Annotated in this window: 23 protein-coding genes and 1 tRNA gene; 11 read left to right on the forward strand and 13 right to left on the reverse strand. The window is 67.7% G+C overall.

What is annotated here, in order from left to right; all coding sequences use genetic code 11:
• Positions 1-9: 9 nt before the first annotated feature.
• Positions 10-417 carry a hypothetical protein gene (locus tag CCR98_RS18420; protein WP_087923728.1) on the reverse strand — a complete coding sequence of 136 codons (408 nt, stop codon included), beginning with the start codon at positions 415-417 and terminating at the stop codon, positions 10-12.
• Between the two features lie 49 nt (positions 418-466).
• The gene (locus CCR98_RS18425; protein ID WP_087923729.1) at positions 467-886 is read right to left on the reverse strand and encodes an H-NS histone family protein; all 420 of its coding nucleotides are present in this window, start codon (positions 884-886) and stop codon (positions 467-469) included.
• 115 nt (positions 887-1,001) lie between these two features.
• Between CCR98_RS18425 and CCR98_RS18430 the strand changes: the two genes are divergently transcribed.
• Entirely contained in the window at positions 1,002-1,394 is a 393-nt protein-coding gene (locus CCR98_RS18430) for a DoxX family protein (protein WP_087923730.1), read from the forward strand.
• Between the two features lie 24 nt (positions 1,395-1,418).
• On the opposite strand, the gene CCR98_RS18435 is transcribed toward CCR98_RS18430, so the two are convergent.
• From CCR98_RS18435 to dtd, 5 genes are all read right to left on the reverse strand, one after another.
• The gene (locus CCR98_RS18435) at positions 1,419-2,108 is read right to left on the reverse strand and encodes a hypothetical protein (protein WP_087923731.1); all 690 of its coding nucleotides are present in this window, start codon (positions 2,106-2,108) and stop codon (positions 1,419-1,421) included.
• 322 nt (positions 2,109-2,430) lie between these two features.
• A complete protein-coding gene (locus CCR98_RS18440) occupies positions 2,431-2,724 on the reverse strand; it encodes a hypothetical protein (protein WP_157721546.1) in 294 nt (97 codons plus the stop codon).
• Between the two features lie 467 nt (positions 2,725-3,191).
• Positions 3,192-3,267, reverse strand: a tRNA-Ile gene (locus CCR98_RS18445).
• A gap of 959 nt (positions 3,268-4,226) precedes the next feature.
• A complete protein-coding gene (gene rpoD / locus CCR98_RS18455; protein WP_087923733.1) occupies positions 4,227-6,080 on the reverse strand; it encodes an RNA polymerase sigma factor RpoD in 1,854 nt (617 codons plus the stop codon).
• 90 nt (positions 6,081-6,170) lie between these two features.
• The gene (gene dtd / locus CCR98_RS18460) at positions 6,171-6,611 is read right to left on the reverse strand and encodes a D-aminoacyl-tRNA deacylase (RefSeq protein WP_087923734.1); all 441 of its coding nucleotides are present in this window, start codon (positions 6,609-6,611) and stop codon (positions 6,171-6,173) included.
• 61 nt (positions 6,612-6,672) lie between these two features.
• Here dtd and CCR98_RS18465 point away from each other — a divergent pair, with 61 nt between their 5' ends.
• From CCR98_RS18465 to CCR98_RS18480, 4 genes are all read left to right on the forward strand, one after another.
• Positions 6,673-7,593, forward strand: a complete 921-nt coding sequence (locus CCR98_RS18465; protein WP_087923735.1) for a lauroyl acyltransferase — start codon at positions 6,673-6,675, stop codon at positions 7,591-7,593.
• A gap of 85 nt (positions 7,594-7,678) precedes the next feature.
• Complete coding sequence (gene ribA / locus CCR98_RS18470; protein WP_087923736.1) at positions 7,679-8,815, forward strand: GTP cyclohydrolase II RibA; 1,137 nt, start codon at positions 7,679-7,681, stop codon at positions 8,813-8,815.
• 75 nt (positions 8,816-8,890) lie between these two features.
• Positions 8,891-9,391, forward strand: coding sequence for a PH domain-containing protein (locus CCR98_RS18475; RefSeq protein WP_075676088.1), 501 nt, complete (start codon positions 8,891-8,893; stop codon positions 9,389-9,391).
• Positions 9,388-10,926 (forward strand): PH domain-containing protein, encoded by a 1,539-nt coding sequence (locus CCR98_RS18480; RefSeq protein WP_087923737.1) that lies wholly within the window; start codon positions 9,388-9,390, stop codon positions 10,924-10,926. The genes CCR98_RS18475 and CCR98_RS18480 overlap by 4 nt, the downstream gene beginning before the upstream one ends.
• Positions 10,927-10,978: 52 nt before the next feature.
• Here the strand turns inward: CCR98_RS18480 and CCR98_RS18485 are convergent, their stop codons facing one another.
• On the reverse strand, positions 10,979-12,037 hold the full coding sequence (locus tag CCR98_RS18485) for a CDP-glycerol glycerophosphotransferase family protein (protein ID WP_087923738.1): 1,059 nt from the start codon (positions 12,035-12,037) through the stop codon (positions 10,979-10,981).
• Between CCR98_RS18485 and CCR98_RS18490 the strand changes: the two genes are divergently transcribed.
• Positions 12,036-12,842: a glycosyltransferase family 2 protein gene (locus CCR98_RS18490; protein WP_087923739.1), complete on the forward strand. Its 807-nt coding sequence runs from the start codon at positions 12,036-12,038 to the stop codon at positions 12,840-12,842. The genes CCR98_RS18485 and CCR98_RS18490 overlap by 2 nt on opposite strands.
• Positions 12,843-12,872: 30 nt before the next feature.
• Here the strand turns inward: CCR98_RS18490 and CCR98_RS18495 are convergent, their stop codons facing one another.
• The 5 genes from CCR98_RS18495 to def form a co-directional block, all read right to left on the reverse strand.
• Positions 12,873-14,129 carry an O-antigen ligase gene (locus CCR98_RS18495; RefSeq protein ID WP_087923740.1) on the reverse strand — a complete coding sequence of 419 codons (1,257 nt, stop codon included), beginning with the start codon at positions 14,127-14,129 and terminating at the stop codon, positions 12,873-12,875.
• A 150-nt stretch (positions 14,130-14,279) separates the two neighbouring features.
• Positions 14,280-15,989 (reverse strand): glycosyltransferase family 39 protein, encoded by a 1,710-nt coding sequence (locus tag CCR98_RS18500; protein ID WP_087923741.1) that lies wholly within the window; start codon positions 15,987-15,989, stop codon positions 14,280-14,282.
• A gap of 23 nt (positions 15,990-16,012) precedes the next feature.
• Positions 16,013-17,344, reverse strand: coding sequence for a 16S rRNA (cytosine(967)-C(5))-methyltransferase RsmB (rsmB, locus tag CCR98_RS18505; protein ID WP_087923742.1), 1,332 nt, complete (start codon positions 17,342-17,344; stop codon positions 16,013-16,015).
• Between the two features lie 3 nt (positions 17,345-17,347).
• Positions 17,348-18,271 (reverse strand): methionyl-tRNA formyltransferase, encoded by a 924-nt coding sequence (gene fmt, locus CCR98_RS18510; protein ID WP_075676082.1) that lies wholly within the window; start codon positions 18,269-18,271, stop codon positions 17,348-17,350.
• A 120-nt stretch (positions 18,272-18,391) separates the two neighbouring features.
• Complete coding sequence (gene def / locus CCR98_RS18515; protein WP_008267110.1) at positions 18,392-18,904, reverse strand: peptide deformylase; 513 nt, start codon at positions 18,902-18,904, stop codon at positions 18,392-18,394.
• 126 nt (positions 18,905-19,030) lie between these two features.
• On the opposite strand from def, the gene CCR98_RS18520 reads away from it, so the two are divergent.
• The 5 genes from CCR98_RS18520 (at position 19,031) to CCR98_RS18540 (ending at position 23,720) form a co-directional block, all read left to right on the forward strand.
• A complete protein-coding gene (locus CCR98_RS18520) occupies positions 19,031-20,161 on the forward strand; it encodes a LysM peptidoglycan-binding domain-containing protein (protein WP_087923743.1) in 1,131 nt (376 codons plus the stop codon).
• A gap of 131 nt (positions 20,162-20,292) precedes the next feature.
• On the forward strand, positions 20,293-21,420 hold the full coding sequence (dprA, locus tag CCR98_RS18525; RefSeq protein ID WP_087923744.1) for a DNA-processing protein DprA: 1,128 nt from the start codon (positions 20,293-20,295) through the stop codon (positions 21,418-21,420).
• A gap of 43 nt (positions 21,421-21,463) precedes the next feature.
• Positions 21,464-21,937 (forward strand): DUF494 family protein, encoded by a 474-nt coding sequence (locus CCR98_RS18530; protein ID WP_005419622.1) that lies wholly within the window; start codon positions 21,464-21,466, stop codon positions 21,935-21,937.
• A 39-nt stretch (positions 21,938-21,976) separates the two neighbouring features.
• Positions 21,977-22,741, forward strand: coding sequence for a pilin (locus tag CCR98_RS18535; RefSeq protein ID WP_087923745.1), 765 nt, complete (start codon positions 21,977-21,979; stop codon positions 22,739-22,741).
• A gap of 49 nt (positions 22,742-22,790) precedes the next feature.
• Positions 22,791-23,720 carry an RDD family protein gene (locus CCR98_RS18540; RefSeq protein ID WP_087923746.1) on the forward strand — a complete coding sequence of 310 codons (930 nt, stop codon included), beginning with the start codon at positions 22,791-22,793 and terminating at the stop codon, positions 23,718-23,720.
• Positions 23,721-23,799 lie beyond the last annotated feature (79 nt).

A 23,799-nucleotide genomic window follows, 5' to 3' on the forward strand; every position in this document is an offset into this window, starting at 1 on the left:
TGGGCAGCCTCAGCGCAGACCACGCCGGCAAGCGGCCTGCACCAGCATCAGCTGCGCCACCAGGATCAGCATCGCGCAGCCTGACAGCAACCATGGATCGATGTACCACTGTGCATTGAAGCTGAAGTCGCCGGCGGAAATGCGCTTCCAGCCGTTGAAGTGCTGCATCGCCGCGACCACGAACGCGAACCCACCTGCGGTGTAGGACAACCAGGGCACGATGAGACCGCCCGGGCGCGCGAACAGCGTCAGCAGGCCCAGCACGCCGATGCCCGTGCGCTGCACGCGGCAGTACGGGCAGACATAAGCCATCCCGCTCCATTCCACCGCCCAGGCCAGCACGCTGACCAGCACCGCAGCGCCTGCCGCGATGTAGAGGACTCTGGGCGAGACCGTCATGCTGCCGTCGTGTGCCATCCCGCGCTCCTTCGTTCAAAGACTCCGGCAGGGTAGCAGCGTGACAGGCTCAATCCTTCTTGAACACCGTGCGCTTGCCGATCGGGCTGCTCTTGCGCGCCGTCGGCCGGGCCAGGCCGGGAATCAGGAAGTCGGTGACCTTGTGGCCCTTCTGGACCTTGGAGGCCAGCCAGCGCGGCATGCGCCCACGGCCGGACCAGGTCAGTCGCTTGTACTCCGGGTCACGGTATTTGGCGGCTACTTTCCCCGTTCTGCGCCGTGCCGGTTTCCGGCTGGGTGCGGCCGCTTCGATGGCTTCATCGCCAAAGAGTTCTTCGAGGGTATACCCCGCTTCGGCCGCGGCGGCTTTCAGCATACGCCGCACCGCGCTAGCAGGACGGCGGTTGGAAATCAGCTGCTTCCGCTGTTCAGCGGCAACCACCAGGGCGCCCAGCTCCCGCAGGCTGAGCGATTCAATATCGATCGTCATGCTGGAAAGGTCTACTGCCGCGCGTCGCCTGTCAAGGCGGCCTGCCCCCGCGTAGACACGGGCTTCACTGCCGGTGGGCTCCGATCGCCTTCGTCGGCCATCCGAGGACATTCCTGTGAGCACCTCATCGCATTCGCTCGCCTACCTGCTTGCACGCGTCCTGCTGATGGCGCTGTTCCTGGTGTCCGGGCTGGGCAAGCTCGGCGACCTCAGCGGCACCCAGGCCTATATGGAAGCCATGGGCGTGCCCGGCATCCTGCTGTGGCCAACCATCGCCTTCGAGATCGGCAGTGGCCTGTGCATCCTGCTCGGCTTCCAGACCCGGCTGGTGTCGGTCGTGCTGGTGGGTTTCAGCCTGGTCACAGCTTTCATCTTCCACCACGACCTCGCCGACCAGACCCAGCAGATCATGTTCCTGAAGAACCTGGGGCTGGCCGGCGGGTTCCTGCTGCTGGCCTGCACCGGAGCCGGGCGCTACAGCATTGATGGGCGTGGGCGGCGCGGGTAAGCCTGGATCCGTACTGTGCACGCGCTAGCGGCGAAGTTCGGCCTCTGGCGCCAGCGTGTGGATCACCTTGCCCTGCGCATCCAGAAACTCGATCGCACCATATCCTTCCGCAGTGACGGTCAGCCGCAACCGCGTACGGTCGGCCTTGTCATTCAACGCGATGGCCGGCGTACCGTCAGAGCCGACCATCAGGCCGATTCGGGTCGGTGCCTGTACGCCGGGAATCAGCTTGTTACCCAGTGCAGGCTCGCGGATCAGCTTCGGCGCCTGGTTGATCGAAAAGCTCACCGCGCCGTCCGGCGATACCCGCCAGCCGATCGCATCCATCGCCGGATGATCCAGTGCCAGCACCGCCATCCCACCGTCAACATCGGCAGTACCGAAACCACCCCGCTCGCTGCCCTTATCGTCATACAGCACCATGCCGGCCACGTTGAAGGCGCGCTTGTACTGCAGGCCATCGATGATCGGCGCCGGCGTCTTGCCGGACAGCGTCATGCGGATCACGCCCGTGTCATCGACGATGTCGATGCGCCGTGCAGTGATGCGCTCGTGGTCGGGTGTTTCCACGCGCGTCTGCGGTGCCCTGTCGACAATCAGGCGTTGCAGGGTTTCAACAGATGGACGCTTGGGTGATTCGGAAGGCTCTGCCGCGGCGGTCGGCAATGCCGAAAGCGCGGTCAGGACGACGATCGTGCAGGCCATGCGCTTCATGCGGGCTCCTTGTCGTACGGGTCGGCGGATGTCGCATCTTGCCACCTTCTGCACAACCACCGTCTGCACAGGAGCCCATCGGCGTATCCGCCGCGCGTCTCCTGGAGCGGATCGTACTCGGCCTCATGCTCCACTGATCGCTCCGCCCATTCTGGATGTCCACTCCAGTAGAACCTGGAATGCACCCGCTTTCGGCGTATCGCCATCGCGCTCGCTGGACGCGCCCGATCCTTGCATGCACTCAATCGCGCTTGCAAACATCCAAGCGGACGGGGCCATTGTTGCCTCTGATTGCGTCAATCGCATCAATGGCCCCGATGCGCTAGTGCCGGCACATCCCGCCACCCACCACGGCCTGTATCGGCGGATTCGGCGGATTCGAGTGCACGAACACGTGGCGCCAATCCTGCGGTTGAACCCAGTCTTTCATGTACGCATACAGGAAATGGCCCGTGATCAGCTTGGCATCTGCGCGCAGGTCACAATACATGGGCAGGCTGCTGCTGTTGACGATCACACATCGCGCTTGAACGGGTGTGTAGGTGCAGCTCATGTTGACCTGGAACCACACTGGCCCGGGCTGGGCTCGGGTAGGAGTGACGAGCAACAGCACCACGGCTACAGCAATCACTAAACGAAGCATAGATCCCCCTGGACTCTATTCGTTTGGAAAGGCTGGAACGCAATGTAGGGTTGCGGAAGTCCCGCGGGCAGATAATCGCGCACTTCAGCCGGGTACGGAATCCCTGAGCCACCTGCGCCGGTGCCCACGAGCAGTTCCATCGAGAATGTCCGCTTGAGTCTTGAGGCGGCCGGCCCTTCCCTTTAGCGCTCACCCTGCACCTGCCATGCCGGCTCAGGAGGCCCATCGACATCCATCGCGGGATAGAGAAGGGCATCTTCCCGCCCAAGCACAAGGTTGAAGGCGTTGGATTCGCGCACCCAGGAGCGCTTCGCCGTGAACGCTCTAGGACGCAGGGGCAGCCCGCGACCAACTGCAACGGTAGCGGGGCGTAAACGGTCACCGAGCGGCGCTGGCTTGACGAAGAAGGCACTGCGGATGATCTTAAGTGCCTGATTCGATGGTGGGCCCACCAGGATTCGAACCTGGAACCAAGGGATTATGAGTCCCCTGCTCTAACCGTTGAGCTATAGGCCCGGCGCAGCGTCACAGTGTAGTGGAGGCCGCGCTCGATCGGCTACCCAGCGGCGGCAAGAGCCTCCGAAATACGCCCCAGCCGCCTCTCCGCCGCTTCCGCGAGCCATACCTGCCGCCTCAGGTATGCGTGGAACAACGCGACCATCCTTCTGAATTCCTCCAGACCCCGCTGGTTGTCGCCACTGAAGCCCGCAAGCAATCCAGCCCCCCGACTGCGTCAGCAACCCCAGGGTTGCTCTGCGAGCGAATCCCAGCGGGTCATTGCGCTCATCTCGCATCACATCGTCCCAGTCCAACAACGGCGGGAAGTCGCAGTCGCGCGCATCCAATCCATCCCTGCCGCACGCATCAACAACCATCTTCAATTCCATGCTCGCTCTCCTACGATTTGTCGAACCTGTTGCGCCTCCTGTTGAGAGAGGCGACCGGGTGCTTCAACACGGTCGTAGGGCCGCCCGCAGCTTTTCCCCTTGCGGGGTCTTGTATGGCTGCGCGCCACCCGGCCAGAAACCCTTGGGCTCACCGGGATGGCGAGTGATGCGGTTTGACCTTGGATTGCCTGCTGTTGCGGCAGACAGTCCGCCTACGAAGGTGTGTTGAGCACCTGAGGGGGACTGTGTGGAAGCGAAGGTAGTGGCTTCAATTGGCGATTGCGACAGCGTCTGCGCGCAGCACTCGAAGCTGGGTACTTGGATCGTTGAGCCACTTGGACTTCGGCCGGGTGACGGTCTCCTGCGACGATGAATCGCGGCGAAGGGTTCAACAATTCTCAGGCCAGTTGCGTCACAAGGTGCGGCAAGCAACCGACACTCGTTGAGAAGATCTTCCGGATACGTCATCGCGAACAGCAGCCGAACATGGCCCGGCTCTACAGAAGCGCGGGCAAAGCACAGGCACCCACCAAAGAAAAACCCCGCACCAGGCGGGGCTTCTCTCAACGCTTCAACAGCCGCCAGATATCAATCGATATCCAGGAAGCTGCGCAGCTGCTCCGAGCGGCTCGGGTGACGCAGCTTGCGCAGCGCCTTCGCTTCGATCTGGCGGATGCGCTCGCGGGTCACATCGAATTGCTTGCCGACCTCTTCCAGCGTGTGGTCGGTGTTCATGTCGATGCCGAAGCGCATGCGCAGCACCTTGGCCTCCCTCGGGGTGAGGCCGGCCAGCACGTCGCGCACGGTTTCAGACAAGTTGATGTTGGTGGTGTTCTCGATCGGGGACTCCACGTTGGTGTCCTCGATGAAGTCGCCCAGATGGGAATCCTCGTCGTCGCCGATCGGGGTTTCCATCGAGATCGGCTCCTTGGCGATCTTCATCACCTTGCGGATCTTGTCTTCCGGCATGTCCATTTCCTTGGCCAGCTCCTCCGGCGTAGCCTCGCGGCCGTACTGCTGGAGCATCTGGCGGGAAATGCGGTTCAACTTGTTGATCGTCTCGATCATGTGCACCGGAATACGGATGGTGCGCGCCTGGTCGGCGATCGAGCGGGTGATCGCCTGGCGGATCCACCAGGTCGCGTAGGTCGAGAACTTGTAACCGCGGCGGTACTCGAACTTGTCCACGGCCTTCATCAGGCCGATGTTGCCTTCCTGGATCAGGTCGAGGAACTGCAGGCCACGGTTGGTGTACTTCTTGGCGATCGAGATCACCAGGCGCAGGTTGGCCTCGACCATTTCTTTCTTGGCCTTGCGCGCCTTGGCTTCGCCGTAGGCCATGGCACGGCTGATTTCCTTCAGCTCTTCCAGGTCCAGCTGGGTCAGCTTCTCGATGTCGATCGTCGCCTGCTGTTCGGCGATGATCTGGTCCTTCACTTCGCGCAGGGCCGAAGACCACTTCTGCTTGCGCTTCAGTGCGTCTTCCACCCACTCCAGATTGGTCTGGTTGCCTTCCCAGGAGCGGATGAAGTCCTTGCGCGGCATGCGTGCGGTGACGGTGGCCAGGTTCAGCACGCGGCGCTCATGGGCCTTGATCGACGCCATGGTGTCGCGCAGCTGCTTGGTCAGCACGTCGGTCAGCGGCAGCGGCAGCTTCAGGGTGACGAACACCGCCGACATCTCTTCGCGCAGGCGCGGCAGGTTCTTCTTGTCGCCCTTGGTCGCGGCCTTCCTGAAGGCGTTGAAGGCATCGCTCAGCGCCTGCATGCGCGCAGCGACTTCCTCCGGGTCCGGACCGGTCGGTGCGGCTTCTTCCTCGCCACCCTCGACATCATCGTCCTCGTCCTCGTCGCCTTCGGCGTCGGCATCGCTGCTGTCATCGGCAGCGGCCGCCGGCGGCGCCGGCTCTTCGTCGGCAAGGTCGTTGAAACCGACGATCACTTCGGCCAGGCGCTTCTTGCCTTCCTTGTGGGCTTCGTAGTCGGTCAGCAGCGACTCGACCGAAACCGGGAACTGGCCGAGGGCGGCCTGGACCTGCGAAAGGCCTTCCTCGATGCGCTTGGCGATGGCGATTTCGCCTTCGCGGGTCAGCAGCTCGACGGTGCCCATTTCGCGCATGTACATGCGCACCGGGTCGGTGGTACGGCCACCTTCGGTGTCGAGCGCGCTCAGCGCGGCGGCGGCTTCTTCGGCCGCGGTGTCATCGACTTCGCGGTTACCGGTGTTGCCGTCGTTGAGAAGCAGGGTTTCCACATCCGGCGCAACTTCATGGACATCGATGCCCATGCCGTTGATCATGCCGATGATGTCTTCGATCTGTTCCGGGTCGACCATGTCGTCCGGCAGATGGTCATTGACTTCGGCGTAGGTCAGGTAGCCCTGTTCCAGGCCCTTGCTGATCAGTTGCTTGATTTCGGATTGGGCAGGACGTTCGTTGGCCATGTAGTGCTCGCGCCACCGGCTAGGGAGAAATAGGGAACGTAGCATTATACCAGCCCGGGGCCCTGCCTGCCGGGCGGTGGTCCCGCAGGCTCAGGGCCTGAGAAGGAAGGTCACGGGACCGTCATTGACCAGGCTGACGACCATATGGGCACCAAACCGGCCCGTTTCCACCCCGGGCGCGTGATTTTCACGGCAGATGTCGACAAATCGATTGAACCCGCGTTCAGCCTCGTCCGGCGGCGCGGCGCTGGTGAAGCTGGGCCGCATGCCCGAACGGGTATCGGCAGCCAAGGTGAACTGGCTGACCAGCAACAGGCCGCCGCCGGTGTCGCGCAGCGACCGGTTCATCTTTCCGGCCTCGTCGGCGAACACCCGATAGCCCAGCAGGCGCTCGGCCATCCGCTGCAGCTGGGCCTCGGTGTCGCCCGGCTCCATGCCGACCAGGGCCAGCAGGCCGGGGCCGATCTGGCCCACCGCTTCATCATCGACATGAACGGCGGCCTGGCTGACACGCTGGATCAGGAGGAGCATCGTGGGCTTCCAATGAACGGGGCCGGCCACGATAGCAGCGCCCTTGGCTAAACTGGCGCCGATGAATCCGCAACGCAAAGCCCGGCTGGTCTACCGCGCCACCACCCTGTTCGCCCGCCTGCCCTGGCCGCTGCTGCGAGGGTTCGCGCACGCCCTGGCGTGGACGTGGGTCCGTCTCAACGCCCGTGAGAGCCGCGTCACCCGGCGCAACCTGGAACTGGCCTACCCGGAGCTGGACGGTCCTGCACGCGACCGCCTGCACCGCGAACTGCTGCGCTCCACCGCGCTGCAGGCCATCGAGACCCTGCGCCTGTGGAGCCAGCAACCGGCCGACAACCTGCGCCTGCACCTGAAGCAGCGCCACGGCGAGGCCCTGTACGACGCAGCCCTGGCCAGCGGCAAAGGCGTGATCGTGGCCGCGCCGCACTTCGGCAACTGGGAGCTGCTGAACCAGTGGCTGGCCTCGCGCGGGCAGATCGCCATCGTCTACAAGCCACCAGAGGACGAGGCCAGCGATGCCTTCCTGCAGCTGGTGCGGGGCGGCCAGAACGTGCAGCAGGTGCGCGCCGAGGGCCCGGCTGTGCGCCAGCTGTTCAAGGTACTCAAGGACGGCGGCGCCACCGGCATCCTGCCCGACCAGCAGCCCAAGGCCGGCGATGGCGTGTTCGTGCCGTTCTTCGGCGTGCAGGCGCTGACCATGACCCTGGTCAACCGGCTGGCCGAGCGCACCGGCGCCACCGTGCTGTATGGCTGGTGCGAGCGCATCGGGCCGGACATGGAATTCGCCCTGCACATCGAGCCGACCGACCCGGCCGTGGCCGACCCGGACCCGCAGGTGGCGGCGACCGCCCTCAATGCCGGCATCGAGCGCATCGCCCGCCGCGACCCGGCGCAGTACCAGTGGACCTACAAGCGCTACACGCTGCGGCCACCGGGCAGCGGCGAGGAAGACCCCTACGCGACCGAAGAACATCCGCACTGACGGCTGCTCCACCCAGGTCCCCGACCCCTGCGACCAGCAGCCGCACCACGTTGAATACGACGCCGGCGCCCCCATAGAGACTGCGATGTCCGCCTCCCCCGGTCCTGCCATGCCTGCTGCCTCTTCCCTGTTCGGCGACCCCGCCGCGATCCGCTGCGAACGCGCGGTGGCCGAACTGCGTGCCGGCCGCCCGGTGCTGCTCCACGATGGCCAGGGCCAGCGCCTGGCGGTGATCGCCCTGGACAGCGCCACCGCCAGCAGCTTCGCTGCCTTCGCCGCTGCCGCACGCGAACGCCACTACCTGTTCCTGACCGCCACCCGCGTCCGCGTGCTCGGCGTGGAGGCCCCGGAAGGCGCGCGCCTGCCGCTGGCCGGTGTCGCCTTCGATGCCCTGCCCTCGCTGGGCTACCTGCGCGAGCCCGGCCCGATGCCGGACGGCTGGAGCGCCGGTGACGCCTTTGATGCCGGCGCGGTGGAGCTGGCTCGCCTGGGCCTGCTGCTGCCGGCGATGGTGGCCGTGCGCCTGGATGCAGATGACAGCACCTTCAATGGCGCTGCTGAAGTGGCGCTCTGCGATCTGGCCGAGGGCGCGGCCCACGCCACCCACGACTACGAACTGGTCGCGCGCTCGCCGGTGCCGCTGCGCGACGTCGGCATGACCACCTTCGCGGTGTTCCGCGGCGGCGTGGCCCAGCGCGACCAGGTCGCGATCATCGTCGGCGAACCGGACCTGTCGGCGGTGGTGCCTGTGCGCGTGCACTCCTCGTGCCTGACCGGCGACCTGTTCGGCTCACTCAAGTGCGACTGCGGCGACCAGCTGCGGCGCGGCCTGCGCAAACTGAAGGAACTGGGCGGCGGTGTGCTGCTGTACCTGGACCAGGAAGGCCGCGGCACCGGCATCGCCGCCAAGATGCGCGCCTACGGCTACCAGCACGACGGTCTGGACACCATCGATGCCGATGCACAGCTGGGCTTCGGTGCCGACGAGCGCCGCTACGGCAGCGCGGTGGCGATGCTGCATGGCCTGGGCATTTCGCGCGTGGCCCTGCTCAGCAACAACCCGACCAAGGCACAGCGCCTGCGCAACGCCGGCATCGAGGTGCTGGACTGCATTCCGGTCACCGGCGAGATCACCGCCGAGAACGAGCATTACCTGCGCACCAAGGCTGATCGCGCAGGTCACATGCTGGATGTGGATGCGCTGATCCAGGCTGCCCAGTAACGCAGCCGACCTGCTACCGTCTGCGCGGTGCGGTCTCGGCCGCCATCGCCCGCCCTGCCGCCTGACGGAGCCCGCGTGACCGACGTCCCCCTGCCCTCCCCGCCCACCGATGCCTGGCAGTCGCTGCCGCAACGCGCTGCCCGCCTCGCTGCACTGGAAGGCGCCTTCGGCGGCCTGTTCGTGCCGGGACTGCCGCTGGCCGCGGCCGCGTGGTTCTTCGATCTGCCCGGCGGCCTGTGGACGGCCGCCCTTGGGCTGCTGATCGGCATCGTCTTCGGCGCCTGGCTCGGCCGCCGGCGCTTGACCCGCACCCGCTGGCGGCTGGATGCCCAGGGCCTGGGCCTGCGCCGCGACCTGATGTGGCAGCTGGAAACGCGCATCCCCATTTCGCGCGTGCAGCATCTGGACCTGCGTCGCGGCCCGCTGGAACGCCGTGCCGGCCTGGCCACACTGATCGTGCACACCGCCGGGACCCGCATGAGCGCAGTGACCGTGAGCGGCCTGGACGAGGCCGACGCCGAGCGCCTGCGTGACACCCTGTCCCATCAGCTCGACCAGGACGCCGACGCCCTGTGAGCCTGCCGCCGCCCCTGCCCGCATCGCTGCCTGCCGGTGGCGAGGACCATCGCCTGCACCCGTGGTCGTGGTTGTTCGTGCTGCTGATGCAGCTGCGCCACTACTTCCTGCCGCTGGTCGCGCTGCTGGTGTTCGGCCAGCGCGGCGACCGCGACCCGATGTGGGCGCAGCTGATTCCGCTGTCTGCCATTGCCGCGCTGGTGCTGGTCTCGGTGCTGCAGTACCTCAGCTACCGCTACCGCATCGGCAGCGATGCGATCACCGTGCGCAGCGGGCTGCTGGCGCGCAACCGCCGCGAGATCCCGTTCGCCCGCATCCACAACGTGGAAGTGCGGCAGAACCCGCTGCACCGCCTGTTCGGCGTGGCCGAGCTGCGCCTGGAATCGGCCGGTGGCGTGCGCCCGGAAGCGGAGATGCGGGTACTGAAGCTGGACCAGGCGCTGGCGCTGGAACGATTGGTGCGCCAGCGAGGGCAGGCACCGCAGGCCGCTGACGTTGTCGCCGCCCCCTCGCTCACCGAGGTCGACGCCGAGCACGTGCTGCTGCGCCTGTCGAGCTGGGACGTGGTGCGCATGGGCCTGCTCTCCAACCGCGGTTGGGCACTGGCGATCGCCGCGTTCGGCGTTCTGTTCCAGACCGTGCCGCGGCCGGTGATGGACGCGGCCATCCAGCGTGGCGGCCAGGAAGCCTTCGGCTATGCCAACCACCTGCATCCTGGCGTGGCCGGCGCCTTCCTGCTGCTGGCTGCGGCCCTGCTGCTGGGCTGGCTGGCGCTGCGTGCGCTGTCGGTGGTGCTGACCCTGCTGCGCTATCACGGCTTCACCCTCAGCGAGCAGGATCGTCGCCTGACCGTGTCGGCGGGCCTGCTCAGCCGCACCCGCAGCAGCGTGGCGCGTCGCCGCATCCAGGCCTGGACGCTGCGCGAAAGCACCCTGCATCGCTGGTTCGGCCTGCGCCAGCTGCGCATCGACAGTGCTGCCGGCGGCCCTTCGCGCGATGAGGATCGCGCCCTGCGCGAGCTGGCGCCACTGGCACCCCAGGAGCGCTGTACGCAGCTGGTGCAGCACCTGCTGCCACAACTGCAGTGGCCACCGGCGCAGTGGCAGTGCATTCCGCAGCGTGGCTGGTGGCGGCTGTGCCTGGGCGCGCTGCTGCTGGTGCCGTTGCTGGCGGCGGCCGCGTACTGGCGCTGGGGATCGTGGGGGCTGGTCGTGCTGGCGTGGCTGCCGGTGGCGCTGCTGGTGGCACATCGGCAGATGGCGCGCATGGGCTGGTATCTGGATGACCATTACGTGGCCGTGCGCGGCGGCTGGTGGAAACGCTGGTGGCGCTGGGCCGAGCTGGACAAGGTGCAGGGACTGCGCCTGCAGCGTTCACCGCTGGACAAGCTGCTCGGCACCAGCAGCCTGCAGCTGGATACCGCCGGTGCACATGGTGATGTGGCGTTGACCCTGCACTACCTGCCGCATGCGCAGGCGCAACACGTGATGGAGCAGCTGGCCGCAGCGCTGGCACGGCGCAAGCTGCGCTGGTGAGGGTGCACCGCGCGTCCACGCATGGCGTGGATCTACTGTAGAACCGAGCCCATCAGCGCTGCGACGGACCCCAGTACCCCAGGTCCTTGCGGATCTGCAGGTCGCGCACCCAGCTGCCGAATGGCTTGCGCCGCAGCGTGCCCATTTCGCCGGCCAGGAAATCCTCGGTGGCCGCGATCACCCGCTCGCTGGACAGGCCATCGCGGTACGGATGGATGGCGTCGCCGTATCGCACGATCTCCGCCTGCAGCGCAGCGTCCGGATGCAGCGCACGCTGCAGCATCGCCGGCAGCTGCGCCGGGTCGTCGAAGTCGATCATGTGCGGCTTGGGCACGCGGTTGCGGAAGGTCACCACCGGCTTGTGCTGGACGATGAATTCCGAAACGATCGACGAAGTGTCCGACACCAGCACATCGGCGGCGCGTTGCGCGGCCATCACCTGCTCCGGCTCGATGAAGCGGGCATTGGCACCGGCCAGCGCGCGGTAGCGCTCGAACAATTCCGGTGGGCACTTCGGGTGCAGGGTCAGCAGCCAGTAGCGCTCACCGCCCGCGATGTCGGCGGCGATCTGCGCATGCAGGTGTGGCGCTGCGCTCAGGCGCTCGGTGAAGGTCGAACCGAACAGGATCACCGGGCGCCCGCCCGCCGCTGCGCGCAGCGCAGCGCTCTCGCCGCCGTCGTCGCGGAACAGCGGGTCCAGCTTCGGCCAGCCGGTCTCGGCCACCGCGAAGTGGCCCTGCAGGGCGGCGATCTCACGGAACGGCCCCGTGGTGGCCGGCCCCTGCGTGCAGTACAGGTCGAACATGCCGCGCACCCGGAAGTGGCCGCGCGCACTGTCCCGCTTCTCCACGTTGAAGCCATGGAACAGCTGCACCTTGGCGCCCGACAGGAAGGTCGGCACCCAGTTGGCGGCACTGAACACGGCACGCGGCCGCATCGCCAGGGCCTGTTTCAGGCCGATGTTCGGCACGCCCGGCAGGCTGCTGCCGGCCGCGCCGTCCTCGAACCAGGCCGCCACCTCCTGCCCGGAGGCGTGCAAGGCCTGCGCCAACGGGGCGAGAATAGGCAGCGCATAGCGCTCCGTCGCAAACAACAGGTACCCGGCCATCATGTCCTCCACGACCGCTCCCATCGAACGGCCTCGCATCTCGGCCTGCATTATCGCGTTCAACGAGGCCGGCCGCATCGGCGACTGCCTGGCATCGCTGGCCTTCTGCGACGAGATCATCGTCGTGGACTCGTACTCCGCCGATGCCACCGTGGCCATCGCCGAGGCCGCAGGCGCCCGCGTGCTGCAGCGCGCGTTCGATGGTTTCCGCAGCCAGAAGGCCTACTGCGTCGAGCAGGCCCGCCACGACTGGGTGCTGTGCCTGGACGCCGATGAGCGGATCAGCCCGGAACTGCGCGCGGCTATCGAACAGGCCCGCAACGGCGGCTTCGCCGGCCATGCCGGCTATCGCTTCGCGCGCCTGTCGGAGTACTTCGGTAAGTTCCTGCGCCATGGCAACGCCTACCCGGACCGGGTGATGCGCCTGTTCGACCGCCGCCGCGGTGGCTGGCGCGGCAAGCGCGAGATCCATGAGGCGGCCAGCGTCGACGGCAGTGTCGGCACCCTGCGCGGCGATCTGGTCCATTACCCGTACCGCTCCCTGCAGCAGCAGCTGGCCAAGACCGAGAAGTACGCGCGGATGATGGCCGAGCACGAGTTCGCACGCGGCAAGCGGGCCTCGCTGGGCAAGCTGGTGCTGGCCCCGGCCTGGCGGTTCTGGCGCGGTTTCGTGTTCCGCGGCGGCTTCCGCGACGGCTGGCACGGCCTGGTCTACGCCTATGTGCGCGCCAACTACGTGCGCCAGAAGACCATCATGCTGTGGATGCTGGGCAACGGCCAGGCCGTAGCCGACCCGCCGAACCCCTGATCGCCGGGCGCTGCCCGGCGCGACGCTGCATCACGACCCGGTGATCGCCCGGTGGCGCGCGCCTTCGACGATCGACAGGCCGGTCAACAGGCCGACCAGCGTCACGTAGAAGCTGGCCGTCATCTGGTGCGCGAACATCGACTGGGTCAGCCCGCACAACGCGTAGGTGATCACCAGCATGACGCCGGCTGCGGCCGGCCCCCGGAAGGTCGCCCGTCCGCTGCGGCGGTGCAGGCGCACGAACAACCACAGCGGGATGCCATACACCGCCAGCAACAGCAGCAGGCCCGGTACGCCCTGGGTCGCCGCCCATTCGGCCACGTCGTTGTGCGCATGCCCCAGGTGGCAGCGCAATTCTTCCGGGTTCTCCCGGCAGACCGGCACGCGCTGCATCGCACTGTCGAAATGACCGATGCCAACACCCACCAGCGGATGATCAAGGAAGGTCTGCCAGGCAACCTGCAGGCGCTCCACGCGGGCACCGGCGGAAGAATCACTGTCGCCCAGCTCCATCCGCTGCACGTCGCTGTGCAGCTCGCTCAGGCGAACCTGGTGGCGAAGCTCCGGTACCGACAGCAGCAGCGTCGCACCGATCGCCAGCATGCCGGCCAGCACCGACAGGCGCGCCGCACCGGTGCGCCAGCGCAGGCTCAGCGCCAGCACCACCAGCAGCGCCAGCAAGGCGGCGAACACGCCTCGGCTGCCGGTCAGCACGATGGTGCCGCAGCCGGCGGCCATGCCGAGGATCACCAGCGACCAGCGTCGCGACGGGCGACAGAACACCAGCAGCACCATCAACACCATCACGATGTCGGCCAGCACGATGGCATTGGTGAACAGCTCCGCGCGCGGGGCGCCGCCCAGCACCTGCCACAGCGACATCGCAAAGGTGGCGAGCAGGCCGGTCAATGACCCGTACCAGAGCCACCGCAGGTTGGGACGCAGCGCGCAGACCCAGAGCGCAATCCACGGGATCACCACGAACCGCGAACGGTTGTCGACGTCACGCAGGCCCTGCTCGAACAGCGCCACCGACAGTACGCCGAGCGCCAGCACCGCCAGCATCAGCCAGGCCAGTACTTTCACCGGCTGGCCGGCCATGCCGCGCGCACGCCACAGCAGCTCCGGCGCCAGCAGGGTGCTGAGCAGCAGCAGGAGACCATACGGCAACAGGTTGATCGGCACGGTCAGCACCAGTGCCGGCAGGCAGAACAGGCCCAGCTGGGCCAGCCCATGTGCAACCCCCTGACGCCCGCCAACGGGGACGCCCAGCGGGTCGCCGGCCATGAGATTCAGTTTGTCCGGTGAAGCTGGCACGTCGGGAAGTATCGCTGCAATCTGCTGGAAGAACAGGACGGATCAACGGGCCGTCCCAGCCTGCTGTTTTACTGCCTTTGGGCCCGCTTGGGCAGACTGGACAAGCGGAAATCGTGCTGGCTAGTCATGTTCCTGCAAACGCCGTTCACGTTCCCGCTCCTCCGCAGTGACCACGCAGGGCACCGTCACCGCCGCCGCCGGCACCAGCCACCAGCGCCGACGGTTGGCCACCCCGGCCAGTTCAGCGCGGTTGCGATCGACGCACGACAGCATCGCGTACTCGTGCACGAGCAGCCAACGGCGTCCAGGCGCCAACCGCTGCCAGCGCGTGGCCGCCACCAGCTGCTCGTCCCAGTCAGTCTCGAAACCGAAGGTCGCTGCGGGACGGTCGGCCAGCAGCAGATGCTGTTCCTTCCAGGCCACCAGCCCCAGCTCGGCATCGGGGCCCAGACGGGCACCGACCGTGCGCATCAGGCCACGGGCGGAACTGGAATCGTTCAGCAGCGGATAGCCGACCAGGCTGTACAGCACCCAGACCACCGCCAGGGTCGACACCAGCGCAAGCTGCCGGCGACGGCCACAGGCCAGCAGGCTCAATCCGCCCCACAGGCCCATCGCCAGGATCGTCCACGCCAGCGCGTCGACCGCCCCGGGGGCGAGCCCGCGGCTGTGGGTCAGGCGCAGCTCGAAGGCCGGGTCGCCCAGCACCGCCATCGCGCCGGCCAGTGCCAGGCCCAGTGACAACAGGCCGGTGAACAGCCCCACCACGGCCTGCACATCGCGTCGCTTCAGCAAACCCGGCAACAGCGGTGCCAGCGCCAGGCAGAACATCGGCAGCGCCGGCAGGATGTAGACGTCGCGCTTGCCGGCGGGAATCGAGAAGAACAGCACCACCATCAGCCACCACGCCAGCGGCAGCAGATAGCGCGGGTCGCGGCGTTGCAGACGGCGGCGCCAGGCCGGAATCGCCCAGGGCAGGGCCAGGAACGCCGGGATCCACATCAGCGGCATCGTCGCCAGGAAGTACCAGGCGGGCTGGTGGTGGTCCCAGGAATGGGTGTAGCGCCGCGCCGTCTGCTGGAACAGGATGTCGTCCATGTAGGTGCGGTACTCGTCCGAGCCGGTGGCAAAGCCGGCCAGCAGCATCGGCGCCAGCCACAACGACACCGCCAGCAGGAAGGCCAACGGCGCCAGCCAGAAGCGCGCGTCGCGCGCGTGCAGGCCCACCCGTGGCCACTGCAGCGCCGTGGCGATTGCCGCGGGCACGATCATCAGCAGCGCCAGCATGCCCACGCCCTTGGTGATCACGCCGATGCCGGCGAAGAACCAGCCCAGCCACCACCAGCGCCAGGCGGGACCCAGCAGCAGGTGGCGCAGCAGGCCGTAGTTGGCCAGGGTGATGAACAGCAGCAGCAGTGGATCGATCTGCGCCTTCTTCGCCTGGAAGGTGAACTGCAGCGCGAACAGCAGCGCCCAGCCGGCATACAACCCCACGCGCCGCGTCCACAGGCGCCGGCCCAGGTCGACCACGCACCACAACGTGCCCAGTGCCGCCAGCAGCGACGGCAGCAGGAAGGCCACGCGCCACTGCCCGACCAGGCTGTACAGCGTGGCCTGCCACCACATCAGCATCGGCGGCTTGTCCGAATACAGCTCGGTCCCGCGGTGCGGGAACAGCCAGTGGCCGCTGTCGATCATCTGCTTGGCCACCAGCGCGAAGCGCGGTTCGTCGGACGGCCACGGATCACGAAGGCCCAGCCCGGCCCCCAGCACCAGCAGGGCCATCACCACGAACAACCACGTCTCGCGCGACGCGCGGGATTTCAGCATGGGACTCGGAACGTCAGCGGGGCTCAGGCTGTTTTTAGCAGACGCGCGTAAAAGAAACCGTCAGCATCGCTGTCACCCGGCAGTCGCTGGCGCGCGATCCCCTCGCAGTCCAGGCCGAATGTGTCATCCAGAGGCTGTGCCACCGCGTCCGGATGCCACTTCAGGAAGGCCCGCACCTGATCGACGTTCTCGGCACGCAGGATCGAACAGGTGGCGTACAACAGCACGCCACCCGGGCGCAGCATCGACCAGCAGGCCTCCAGCAGGCGGGCCTGCACGCCGACCAGCGCATCGATGTCCTCGGCGCGGCGGTGGAACATCACGTCCGGCTGGCGGCGGATCACGCCGGTGGCCGAGCACGGCGCATCCAGCAGGATGGCGTCGAACGGGGTGCCATCCCACCAGGCACCGGGGTCGCTGGCATCGGCCACCCGGGTCTGCGCGCCCTCACCCACGCCGGTGCGGGTGTAGGTATCGCGGGCACGCGCCAGGCGCCGCGCATCGATATCCAGCGCCAGCAGGCGCAGGCTCGGGTCACGTTCCAGCAGGTGCGCCGACTTGCCACCGGGCGCCGCGCAGGCGTCCAGCACGCGGGCGCCGGACGCCGGTGCCAGCGCGTCCGCCGCACATTGCGCCGACAGGTCCTGCACCGACAGCGCACCGTCGGCGAACCCCGGCAGCTGGTTCACCGCGATGGGCGCTGCCAGGCGCAGTGCGTCGGCGCTCAGCGGGCTGGCTTCGGCGGCAATGCCGGCCTCGGCCAGCGTGGCCAGCGCCTTGTCACGGCCCCCCTGTTGGCGGTTGGCACGCAGCCACAACGGCGCCGGCTGCAGGCTGGCGGCGAAGATCGCTTCGGCCTGGGCCGGCCAGTCGCGCTCGACGGCATCGGCCAGCCACTCCGGGAAGGCATCGCGCGCAGGCTGTTCCGGGAAACCCTCACGCTGCGCGCGGCGCAGGATCGCGTTGACCAGGCCGGCCTGGCGCTCACGGCCCAGCGCGCGAGCGGCGTCGACCGTGGCCGACAGTGCCGCATGCGCCGGCAGTTCCAGCACGTCCAGCTGGGCGAAGCCCACCATCAACAGGGTGCGCAGATCGGCGTCGCGGGCCGACAGCGGCTTCTGCATCCACGACTGCAAGGCCGCGTCGTAGGTACTACGGCGGCGCAGGACTGCAAAGCACAGCGCTTCCAGCAGGGCGCGATCGCGACTGTCGGCCAGCTTGGGCAGCGCCCAGGCCAGTTCCGCCTTCAGCGAGCGGCCACGGGTGAACACCTGCGCCAGCACGCGTGCGGCCAGCATGCGGGTGGCCGCGCCAGGCGCCGCCTTGGCGACGGAGAAATCATTCTGCTTCGACACCGCTTATGCCCCCACGTGCAGGTCGCGGCGGGCATTGAGGTAGTCGGCGGCGGTGATCGCCTTGCCGCCCTCGCGCTGCAGCGTGCGCAGGCGCAGCGCGCCCTGGCCGCAGGCGATGTCGATGCCATCGCGGCTGGCCGCCAGCACCGTCCCCGGCGCCTGGCCATGGGCGAGGTCAAGGGCGACCGCGCCGTGGATGCGCACGCGCTCGCCGGCCAGCGTGGCTTCGGCGATCGGCCACGGATTGAAGGCACGCACGGTGCGCGCCAGTGCATCGGCGTCCTGCGCCCAGTCCAGGCGGGCCTCGGCCTTGTCCAGCTTGTGCGCGTAGGTCACGCCCTGCTCCGGCTGCGGCCGCGCGATCGGCTTGATGCCGGCACGCAGCAGGCCCAGGCCGTCGGACAGCACCTGTGCGCCCAGTTCGGCCAGCTTGTCATGCAGCTGGCCGCCGGTATCGGTGGCCGCGATCGGCAGCTCCTGGTGCAGCAGCACCGGGCCGGTATCCAGGCCGGCTTCCATCTGCATCAGGCACACGCCGGTCTTTGCGTCACCGGCCTGGATCGCGCGCTGGATCGGCGCGGCACCGCGCCAGCGCGGCAGCAGCGAGGCATGCACGTTCCAGCAACCGTGGGTCGGGATCGCCAGTACCGCCTTGGGCAGGATCAGGCCGTAGGCGACCACCACCATCAGGTCCGGCTGCAGGTCGCGCAGCTGCTGCTGGGCAGCTTCATCCTTCAGCGATTCGGGCTGGTAGACCGGAATGCCACGCGCCACCGCTTCGAGCTTGACCGGCGACGGCGCCAAGCCACGGCCGCGCCCGGCCGGGCGATCAGGCTGGGTATAGACGGCCACGACCTCGTGGTGGCGCGCCGCGGCGCGCAGCGACGACACCGCGAATTCCGGCGTACCGGCAAAGACAATCCTCATGGCTACCCCACTTGCAGGATGGATTCGTGCAGGAAAGAAAACGGCGCCGTCGGCCGGCGCCGTACAGCCCGCGCGCGTCGCGCGGGCACGGGCCACCCGAAGGGCGGCCCGGATTGGCGATCACGCCACGTGCTTGCGCTGCTTGGCCAGCTTCTTGCGGACCATCTCGCGCTTGAGCGGCGACAGATAGTCGATGAACAGCTTGCCGTCCAGGTGGTCCATCTCGTGCTGGATGCAGGTGGCCAGCACTTCGCCAGCCTCCAGCTGCTGCTCCTGGCCGTTGCGGTCCAGGTACTTCACGGTGATGGTGTCAGCGCGGGTCACGTCGGCGAAGATACCCGGGACCGACAGGCAGCCCTCCTGGTACACCCGGCCCCCGTCCTTGGCGACGATTTCCGGGTTGATGAACACATGCGGTTCATTCTTCTCTTCGCTGACATCGATGACCATGAAGCGCTTGTGCACGTCCACCTGGGTGGCGGCCAGGCCGATGCCCGGGGCGTCGTACATCGTCAGGAACATGTTGTCGATCAGTTCCTGGAAGGCCGGCGTGGTGACTTCGGCGGCTTCGATCAACGCAGCCTTGGTACGCAGGCGCGGATCGGGGAACTCGAGAATGGGGAGAAGGGCCATGGCTGTTTCCGGGTAGGGGGCCGGCACGCCGGCATACGTCGCAGATTCTAGCTCCAACGCTTGCCTTGCGCCCCGGTTTCTGGACTATAGTGCGTGGACCTGTTGGGGAATCAGGGCTTCACACCTATGTTGCTTCGTTTTCGTACGGTCGTCGCCGCGGCGATGCTGACCGTGGCTGCCTATGCTACCGCCGTGGAAGTGAATGGCGGGCACCCGGACACCTATGTGGTCCGAAAAGGGGATACGTTGTGGGATATCGCCGCACGTTTCCTGCAGAAGCCTTGGCTGTGGCCGGAGATCTGGCAAGCCAATCCGCAGATCGCCAACCCGCACCTGATCTATCCAGGTGACGTGCTGAGCCTGGCCTACCTGGACCGGGTAACCGTGTCCCAGGCCGGTCCGCGCCAGGAGGCCCCGATCGACGCCATTCCGCTGGCCCAGGTCGAGCCGTTCCTGAAGCAGCTGAGCGTTGTCGACAGCGTCAAGCAGCTGCCCTACGTGGTCGGCCTGGAGGACAACCGCCTGCGCGCGTCCGGCGGCGACACCGTCTACGTGCGCCTGGCTGATGCCGAGGTGGGCCAGCGCTGGGCCGTGGTACGCCCGACCGTGCGGTACGCGCAGCCCAAGCCGACCGAGGACCTGACCGCCAATGGCGACGTCACCCCGGGCAGCGGCAACCTGTGGAAGGCCTACAACGCACCCAACGCACGTCGTGGCGTGCTGGGCTACGAGCTGGCCCAGGTCGCCACCGGCACCATCACCCAGATCGCCGGCGGCAAGGTCGAGGCCTCGACGCTGGTGCTGGACAAGAACGTCGGCGGCCGCGAAGTGCGCGCCGGCGACCGCCTGGTGCCCGTCGAAGCCAGGCCGTACGACCTGCAGTTCGTGCCCCACGTGCCCGCCGCGGGTGTTGAAGGCGTGGACGTGCGCGTGCTGGCGGTCACCGACATGTTCACCGCCGGTGGCCCGCGCGACGTGATCGCGATCTCGGCTGGCCGTGCCCAAGGCGTGGACAACGGCACCGTGTTCTCGCTGTGGCGCCCGGGCCGCCATGTGGCGCACCGCATGAAGTACCCGACCTCCTCGCGCATGGACGATTCGCTCAGCACCGGCGCGGGCCGGGTCTCGCTGCCGGACGAATACGCCGCGCATGCGATGGTGTTCCGCACCTTCGACAACGTCAGCTACGCGCTGGTGATGCAGGGCGTGAAGCCGGTGCAGGTGGGGTACAACGCGCTGCACCCGGACGCGAAGTAACGGTTGCCGGGCTGCCCCGGCCACCGCTAGGGAGTGCTGGCCGCTGACCGGCAGGCACCTCCGGCAAAACCTGACAACCACATGCGAAGGCGCCCTAGGGCGCCTTCGTCGCATGCGGTCGATAGTGGGGGATGACCACGCATGCATATGAGGCGCTGCTGCGCCTGTTGATGGCGGGAGGCGCACTGTCGCCCCGACGGGCCCTGCTGCAGGCCGCGGGCGATGCGGAAGCCGCCATCGCGCAAGGCACTGCGACCTGGCGCGCGCACGGTTGCACGCCGGAGCAGTGCGCCGCGCTGGAACGCCCCGATACCCGGGCCTGGACAGCCGCCCGGCGCTGGCTGGAACAGGACAACCATCACCTGCTGCCCTGCACTCATCCGGACTTTCCGCCATCACTGCTGGAGGTACCCAATCCGCCGCTGGCCCTGTTCGTGGCCGGCGACCCGAGCCTGGCCTGGCGCCCCTCGGTGGCGCTGGTCGGCAGCCGCTCACCCACCCCGGGCGGGCGCGCACTGGCCGCACGTTTTGCCGGCTGCTTCGTCGAGGCAGGCCTGGCGGTGACCAGTGGCCTGGCCGCAGGTATCGATGCGGCCGCGCACCAGGCCACGCTGGAGGCCGGCGGCTGCACCGTGGCAGTGATCGGCACCGGCCCTGACCGTGCCTATCCGGACAGCCACGCACGGCTGCAGGCGCGGATCGCCACCGAAGGCGTGGTGCTCAGCGAGTACCTGCCGGGCACGGCTGCCCGCCCCGGCCACTTCCCCGCGCGCAACCGGCTGGTGGCCGGGCTGGCACTGGCCACCGTGGTGGTCGAGGCCGCCCAGCGCTCGGGCGCGCTGATCACCGCGCGCCTGGCCGCGGAGGCGGGCCGCGAAGTCTGTGCCCTGCCCGGGTCGGTGCTCAACCCACGCGCGGCCGGCTGCCACCGCCTGATCCGTGAGGGCGCGGCGCTGGTCGAGCGCCCCGAGGAGGTTCTGGAACTGCTCGCCCCCGCCCTTCGCCAGCAGCTGCCGGGCTTGCAATCGCGGTTGGCAACCCCCACTGAACAGGCACCGCCGGCGCTCCTGCCGGCGCGCTGGGCCGACGACCCTGACTACCAGTGCTTGTGGCGGGCCCTGGACCACAACCCAAGCGGTATGGATTCACTGATCACGCGCTGTGGATTGACGGCGTCACAGGTGTCCTCCATGCTGCTGGCCATGGAACTGGCGGGAATCGTGGTGTGCGTACACGGCCGCTACTGTCGAACTCCCTAGTTTCTTCACCTCCACAGCGTCGCGCGACGCAGGCCGAGGGGCAATGAAAGAGAGCATCCTGGACGTACTGCTGTACCTGTTTGAACACTATTTCAGCGAAGATGCGGACCTGATCCGTGACCGCGATTCGCTCCAGAACGGCCTGATCCAGGCCGGTTTCAGTCCCACCGAGATCAACAAGGCGTTCGACTGGCTCGATGCCCTGGCCGCGCAGCGGCCGAGCGTGGCCCAGGCGCGGGTCGATGGCCCCGTGCGCATCTACCATGGCCCCGAGCTGGACAAGCTGGATGTGGAATGCCGCGGCTTCCTGCTGTACCTGGAACAGCACGGCATCCTCGACGCCGACCAGCGCGAGCTGGTGCTGGACCGGGCGATGGCCCTGGACCAGGACGAACTGGACCTGGACGACCTGAAGTGGGTCGTGCTGATGGTGCTGTTCAACCAGCCCGGCTCCGAAGCGGCCTATGCCTGGATGGAGACGCAGATGTTCATGGACGAGCCAGAACCCCTGCACTGACCGTACACTTGGGGGCATAGCGCATTCAGGAGCGTCCCCGTGAGCGAGTGGTTCCATGCAGAAGGCAACCGGCAGCAAGGCCCGCTGCCGGCGGAACAGTTGGTCGAGTTGTTCCGCAGCAACCAGATCTCCCTGGACACCCTCGTCTGGCGCGACGGCCTGCCGCAATGGCAGCCGTTGCGCAGCGTCGTCGACGAGCTGGGCCTGATCGTGCCGGCGCTGGACGTCGCCGTGCCGGCCGTGGAACCCGAGCCGGAACCCGAACCGGAACCGGTGGCGCCGCCTCCGCCGCAGCCACCGGTGCTGCCGCCGTCCACGCCCTATTCCACCCAGACCCCGGCCGGGGTCCTGCCGCCGCCGAAAAAGAAGCTCTCCGGCTGCGCCCTGACCGCGATCATCGGCGGTGGCCTGCTGCTGGTGCTGGTACCGATCGTGGCCATCCTCGCGGCGATCGCCCTGCCCGCCTACAACGACTACACCGTCCGCGCCAAGATCGCCACCGCGGTCAATGCCCTGCAGCCCCTGAAACAACAGGTGCAGCATTTCGCCGACGACGAAGGCCGCTGTCCGGGCGCCAACGATGCCGGCTTCCCGGCCCCGGGCGACTTCACCCAGGCCGGCCTGTCGGCGGTGAACATCGGCCGCTTCAACAACGGCCACTGTGGCATCGAAGCGACGCTGGCCGTGCCCGGCAAGAGCCTCGATGGCGACCTGCTGTGGCTGGAATATGATCGCGACAGCGGCCGCTGGGAATGCAGCGGTGAAAGCGACGACAAATACCTGCCGCCGTCGTGCCGCGGCTGAGCCACGCGCACGGCAGCACCTCCAAGGACGATCCAACAGGGAACATGCAATGACTGAGTGGTACTACGCCGAAGGACAGCAACGCCAGGGCCCGCTGTCGGTCCAGGACATCCGCCAGCGCTTCCAGCGCGGCGAACTGAACCTGGACACCCTGGTCTGGCGCGAAGGCATGGCCCAGTGGGCTGCACTGCGCCAGGTGGTCGACGAACTCGGCCTGCAGACGCTGGCCGACGCCAGCACGGCCACCGCCAGTGGCGGCTTCGACCTGCGCAGCGACTACGCCGCCATCGACAACGGCACTGCACCGCTGCCTGGCACGGGTGCGCTCAGCAGCTCGCCCTACAGCGCCCCGGCCGCCGCCGGTGCCGGCGGCCCGCAGCCGGTGATCGGCGGCGAGGTGGTCTACGCGGGCTTCTGGAAGCGCGTAGCGGCCTACATGATCGACTACTTCGTGCTGGCCATTCCGGGCGGCATCATCGGCGCCATCATCGGCGTGGTGCTTGGCGCCAGCATGGGCGCGGTAGGCAGTGGCGAGACCTCCATCGAAATCGTCGCGCAGGTGGCCAGCGCGCTGATCAACATGGCCATCGGCGTGGCCTACTACACCTGGTTCCATTCCTCGCAGGGTGGAGCCACGCTGGGAAAGATGGCGGTCGGCATCAAGGTCGTGCGCAGCAACGGTGACCGCTTGACCAAGGGCCGCGCCTTCGGTCGCTACTGGGCCATGCTGCTGAGCAGCTTCACCCTCGGCATTGGCTTCCTGATGGCCGCCTTCACCGAGCGCAAGCAGGGCCTGCACGACATGATCTGCGACACCCTGGTGGTCGACCGCTGGGCCTACACCGACCAGCCGCACCTGCAGCGCCATGAGCTGGGCACGGTCACCATCGTGATCCTGGTGCTGACCGGCCTGCTGTCGCTGGCGGGCCTAGTGCTGCTGGTGGCCGCGGTCGGCTTCATCGCCAAGATGGCCTCATGAACGGCCATCCTCACGTCTGGCTGCTTGACAGGGGCTGGCCGGGCGTGATTCCTCTAATAAGGTGAAACCTGAACGCCCG

The organism is Stenotrophomonas sp. WZN-1, from assembly GCF_002192255.1.
Classification (GTDB): domain Bacteria; phylum Pseudomonadota; class Gammaproteobacteria; order Xanthomonadales; family Xanthomonadaceae; genus Stenotrophomonas.

What these genes read in the sequence shown, in the direction of transcription:
- CCR98_RS18485 (WP_087923738.1), bottom strand. Translation starts at nt 12,037, where the DNA reads ATGATGGCCGGGTACCTGTTGTTTGCGACGGAGCGCTATGCGCTGCCT.
- CCR98_RS18520 (WP_087923743.1), top strand. Translation starts at nt 19,031, where the DNA reads ATGTTGCTTCGTTTTCGTACGGTCGTCGCCGCGGCGATGCTGACCGTG.
- CCR98_RS18465 (WP_087923735.1), top strand. Translation starts at nt 6,673, where the DNA reads ATGAATCCGCAACGCAAAGCCCGGCTGGTCTACCGCGCCACCACCCTG.
- CCR98_RS18490 (WP_087923739.1), top strand. Translation starts at nt 12,036, where the DNA reads ATGTCCTCCACGACCGCTCCCATCGAACGGCCTCGCATCTCGGCCTGC.
- ribA (WP_087923736.1), top strand. Translation starts at nt 7,679, where the DNA reads ATGTCCGCCTCCCCCGGTCCTGCCATGCCTGCTGCCTCTTCCCTGTTC.
- CCR98_RS18435 (WP_087923731.1), bottom strand. Translation starts at nt 2,108, where the DNA reads ATGAAGCGCATGGCCTGCACGATCGTCGTCCTGACCGCGCTTTCGGCA.
- fmt (WP_075676082.1), bottom strand. Translation starts at nt 18,271, where the DNA reads ATGAGGATTGTCTTTGCCGGTACGCCGGAATTCGCGGTGTCGTCGCTG.
- CCR98_RS18420 (WP_087923728.1), bottom strand. Translation starts at nt 417, where the DNA reads ATGGCACACGACGGCAGCATGACGGTCTCGCCCAGAGTCCTCTACATC.
- CCR98_RS18495 (WP_087923740.1), bottom strand. Translation starts at nt 14,129, where the DNA reads ATGGCCGGCGACCCGCTGGGCGTCCCCGTTGGCGGGCGTCAGGGGGTT.
- CCR98_RS18530 (WP_005419622.1), top strand. Translation starts at nt 21,464, where the DNA reads ATGAAAGAGAGCATCCTGGACGTACTGCTGTACCTGTTTGAACACTAT.
- CCR98_RS18540 (WP_087923746.1), top strand. Translation starts at nt 22,791, where the DNA reads ATGACTGAGTGGTACTACGCCGAAGGACAGCAACGCCAGGGCCCGCTG.
- dtd (WP_087923734.1), bottom strand. Translation starts at nt 6,611, where the DNA reads ATGCTCCTCCTGATCCAGCGTGTCAGCCAGGCCGCCGTTCATGTCGAT.
- dprA (WP_087923744.1), top strand. Translation starts at nt 20,293, where the DNA reads ATGACCACGCATGCATATGAGGCGCTGCTGCGCCTGTTGATGGCGGGA.
- CCR98_RS18500 (WP_087923741.1), bottom strand. Translation starts at nt 15,989, where the DNA reads ATGCTGAAATCCCGCGCGTCGCGCGAGACGTGGTTGTTCGTGGTGATG.
- def (WP_008267110.1), bottom strand. Translation starts at nt 18,904, where the DNA reads ATGGCCCTTCTCCCCATTCTCGAGTTCCCCGATCCGCGCCTGCGTACC.
- rpoD (WP_087923733.1), bottom strand. Translation starts at nt 6,080, where the DNA reads ATGGCCAACGAACGTCCTGCCCAATCCGAAATCAAGCAACTGATCAGC.
- CCR98_RS18425 (WP_087923729.1), bottom strand. Translation starts at nt 886, where the DNA reads ATGACGATCGATATTGAATCGCTCAGCCTGCGGGAGCTGGGCGCCCTG.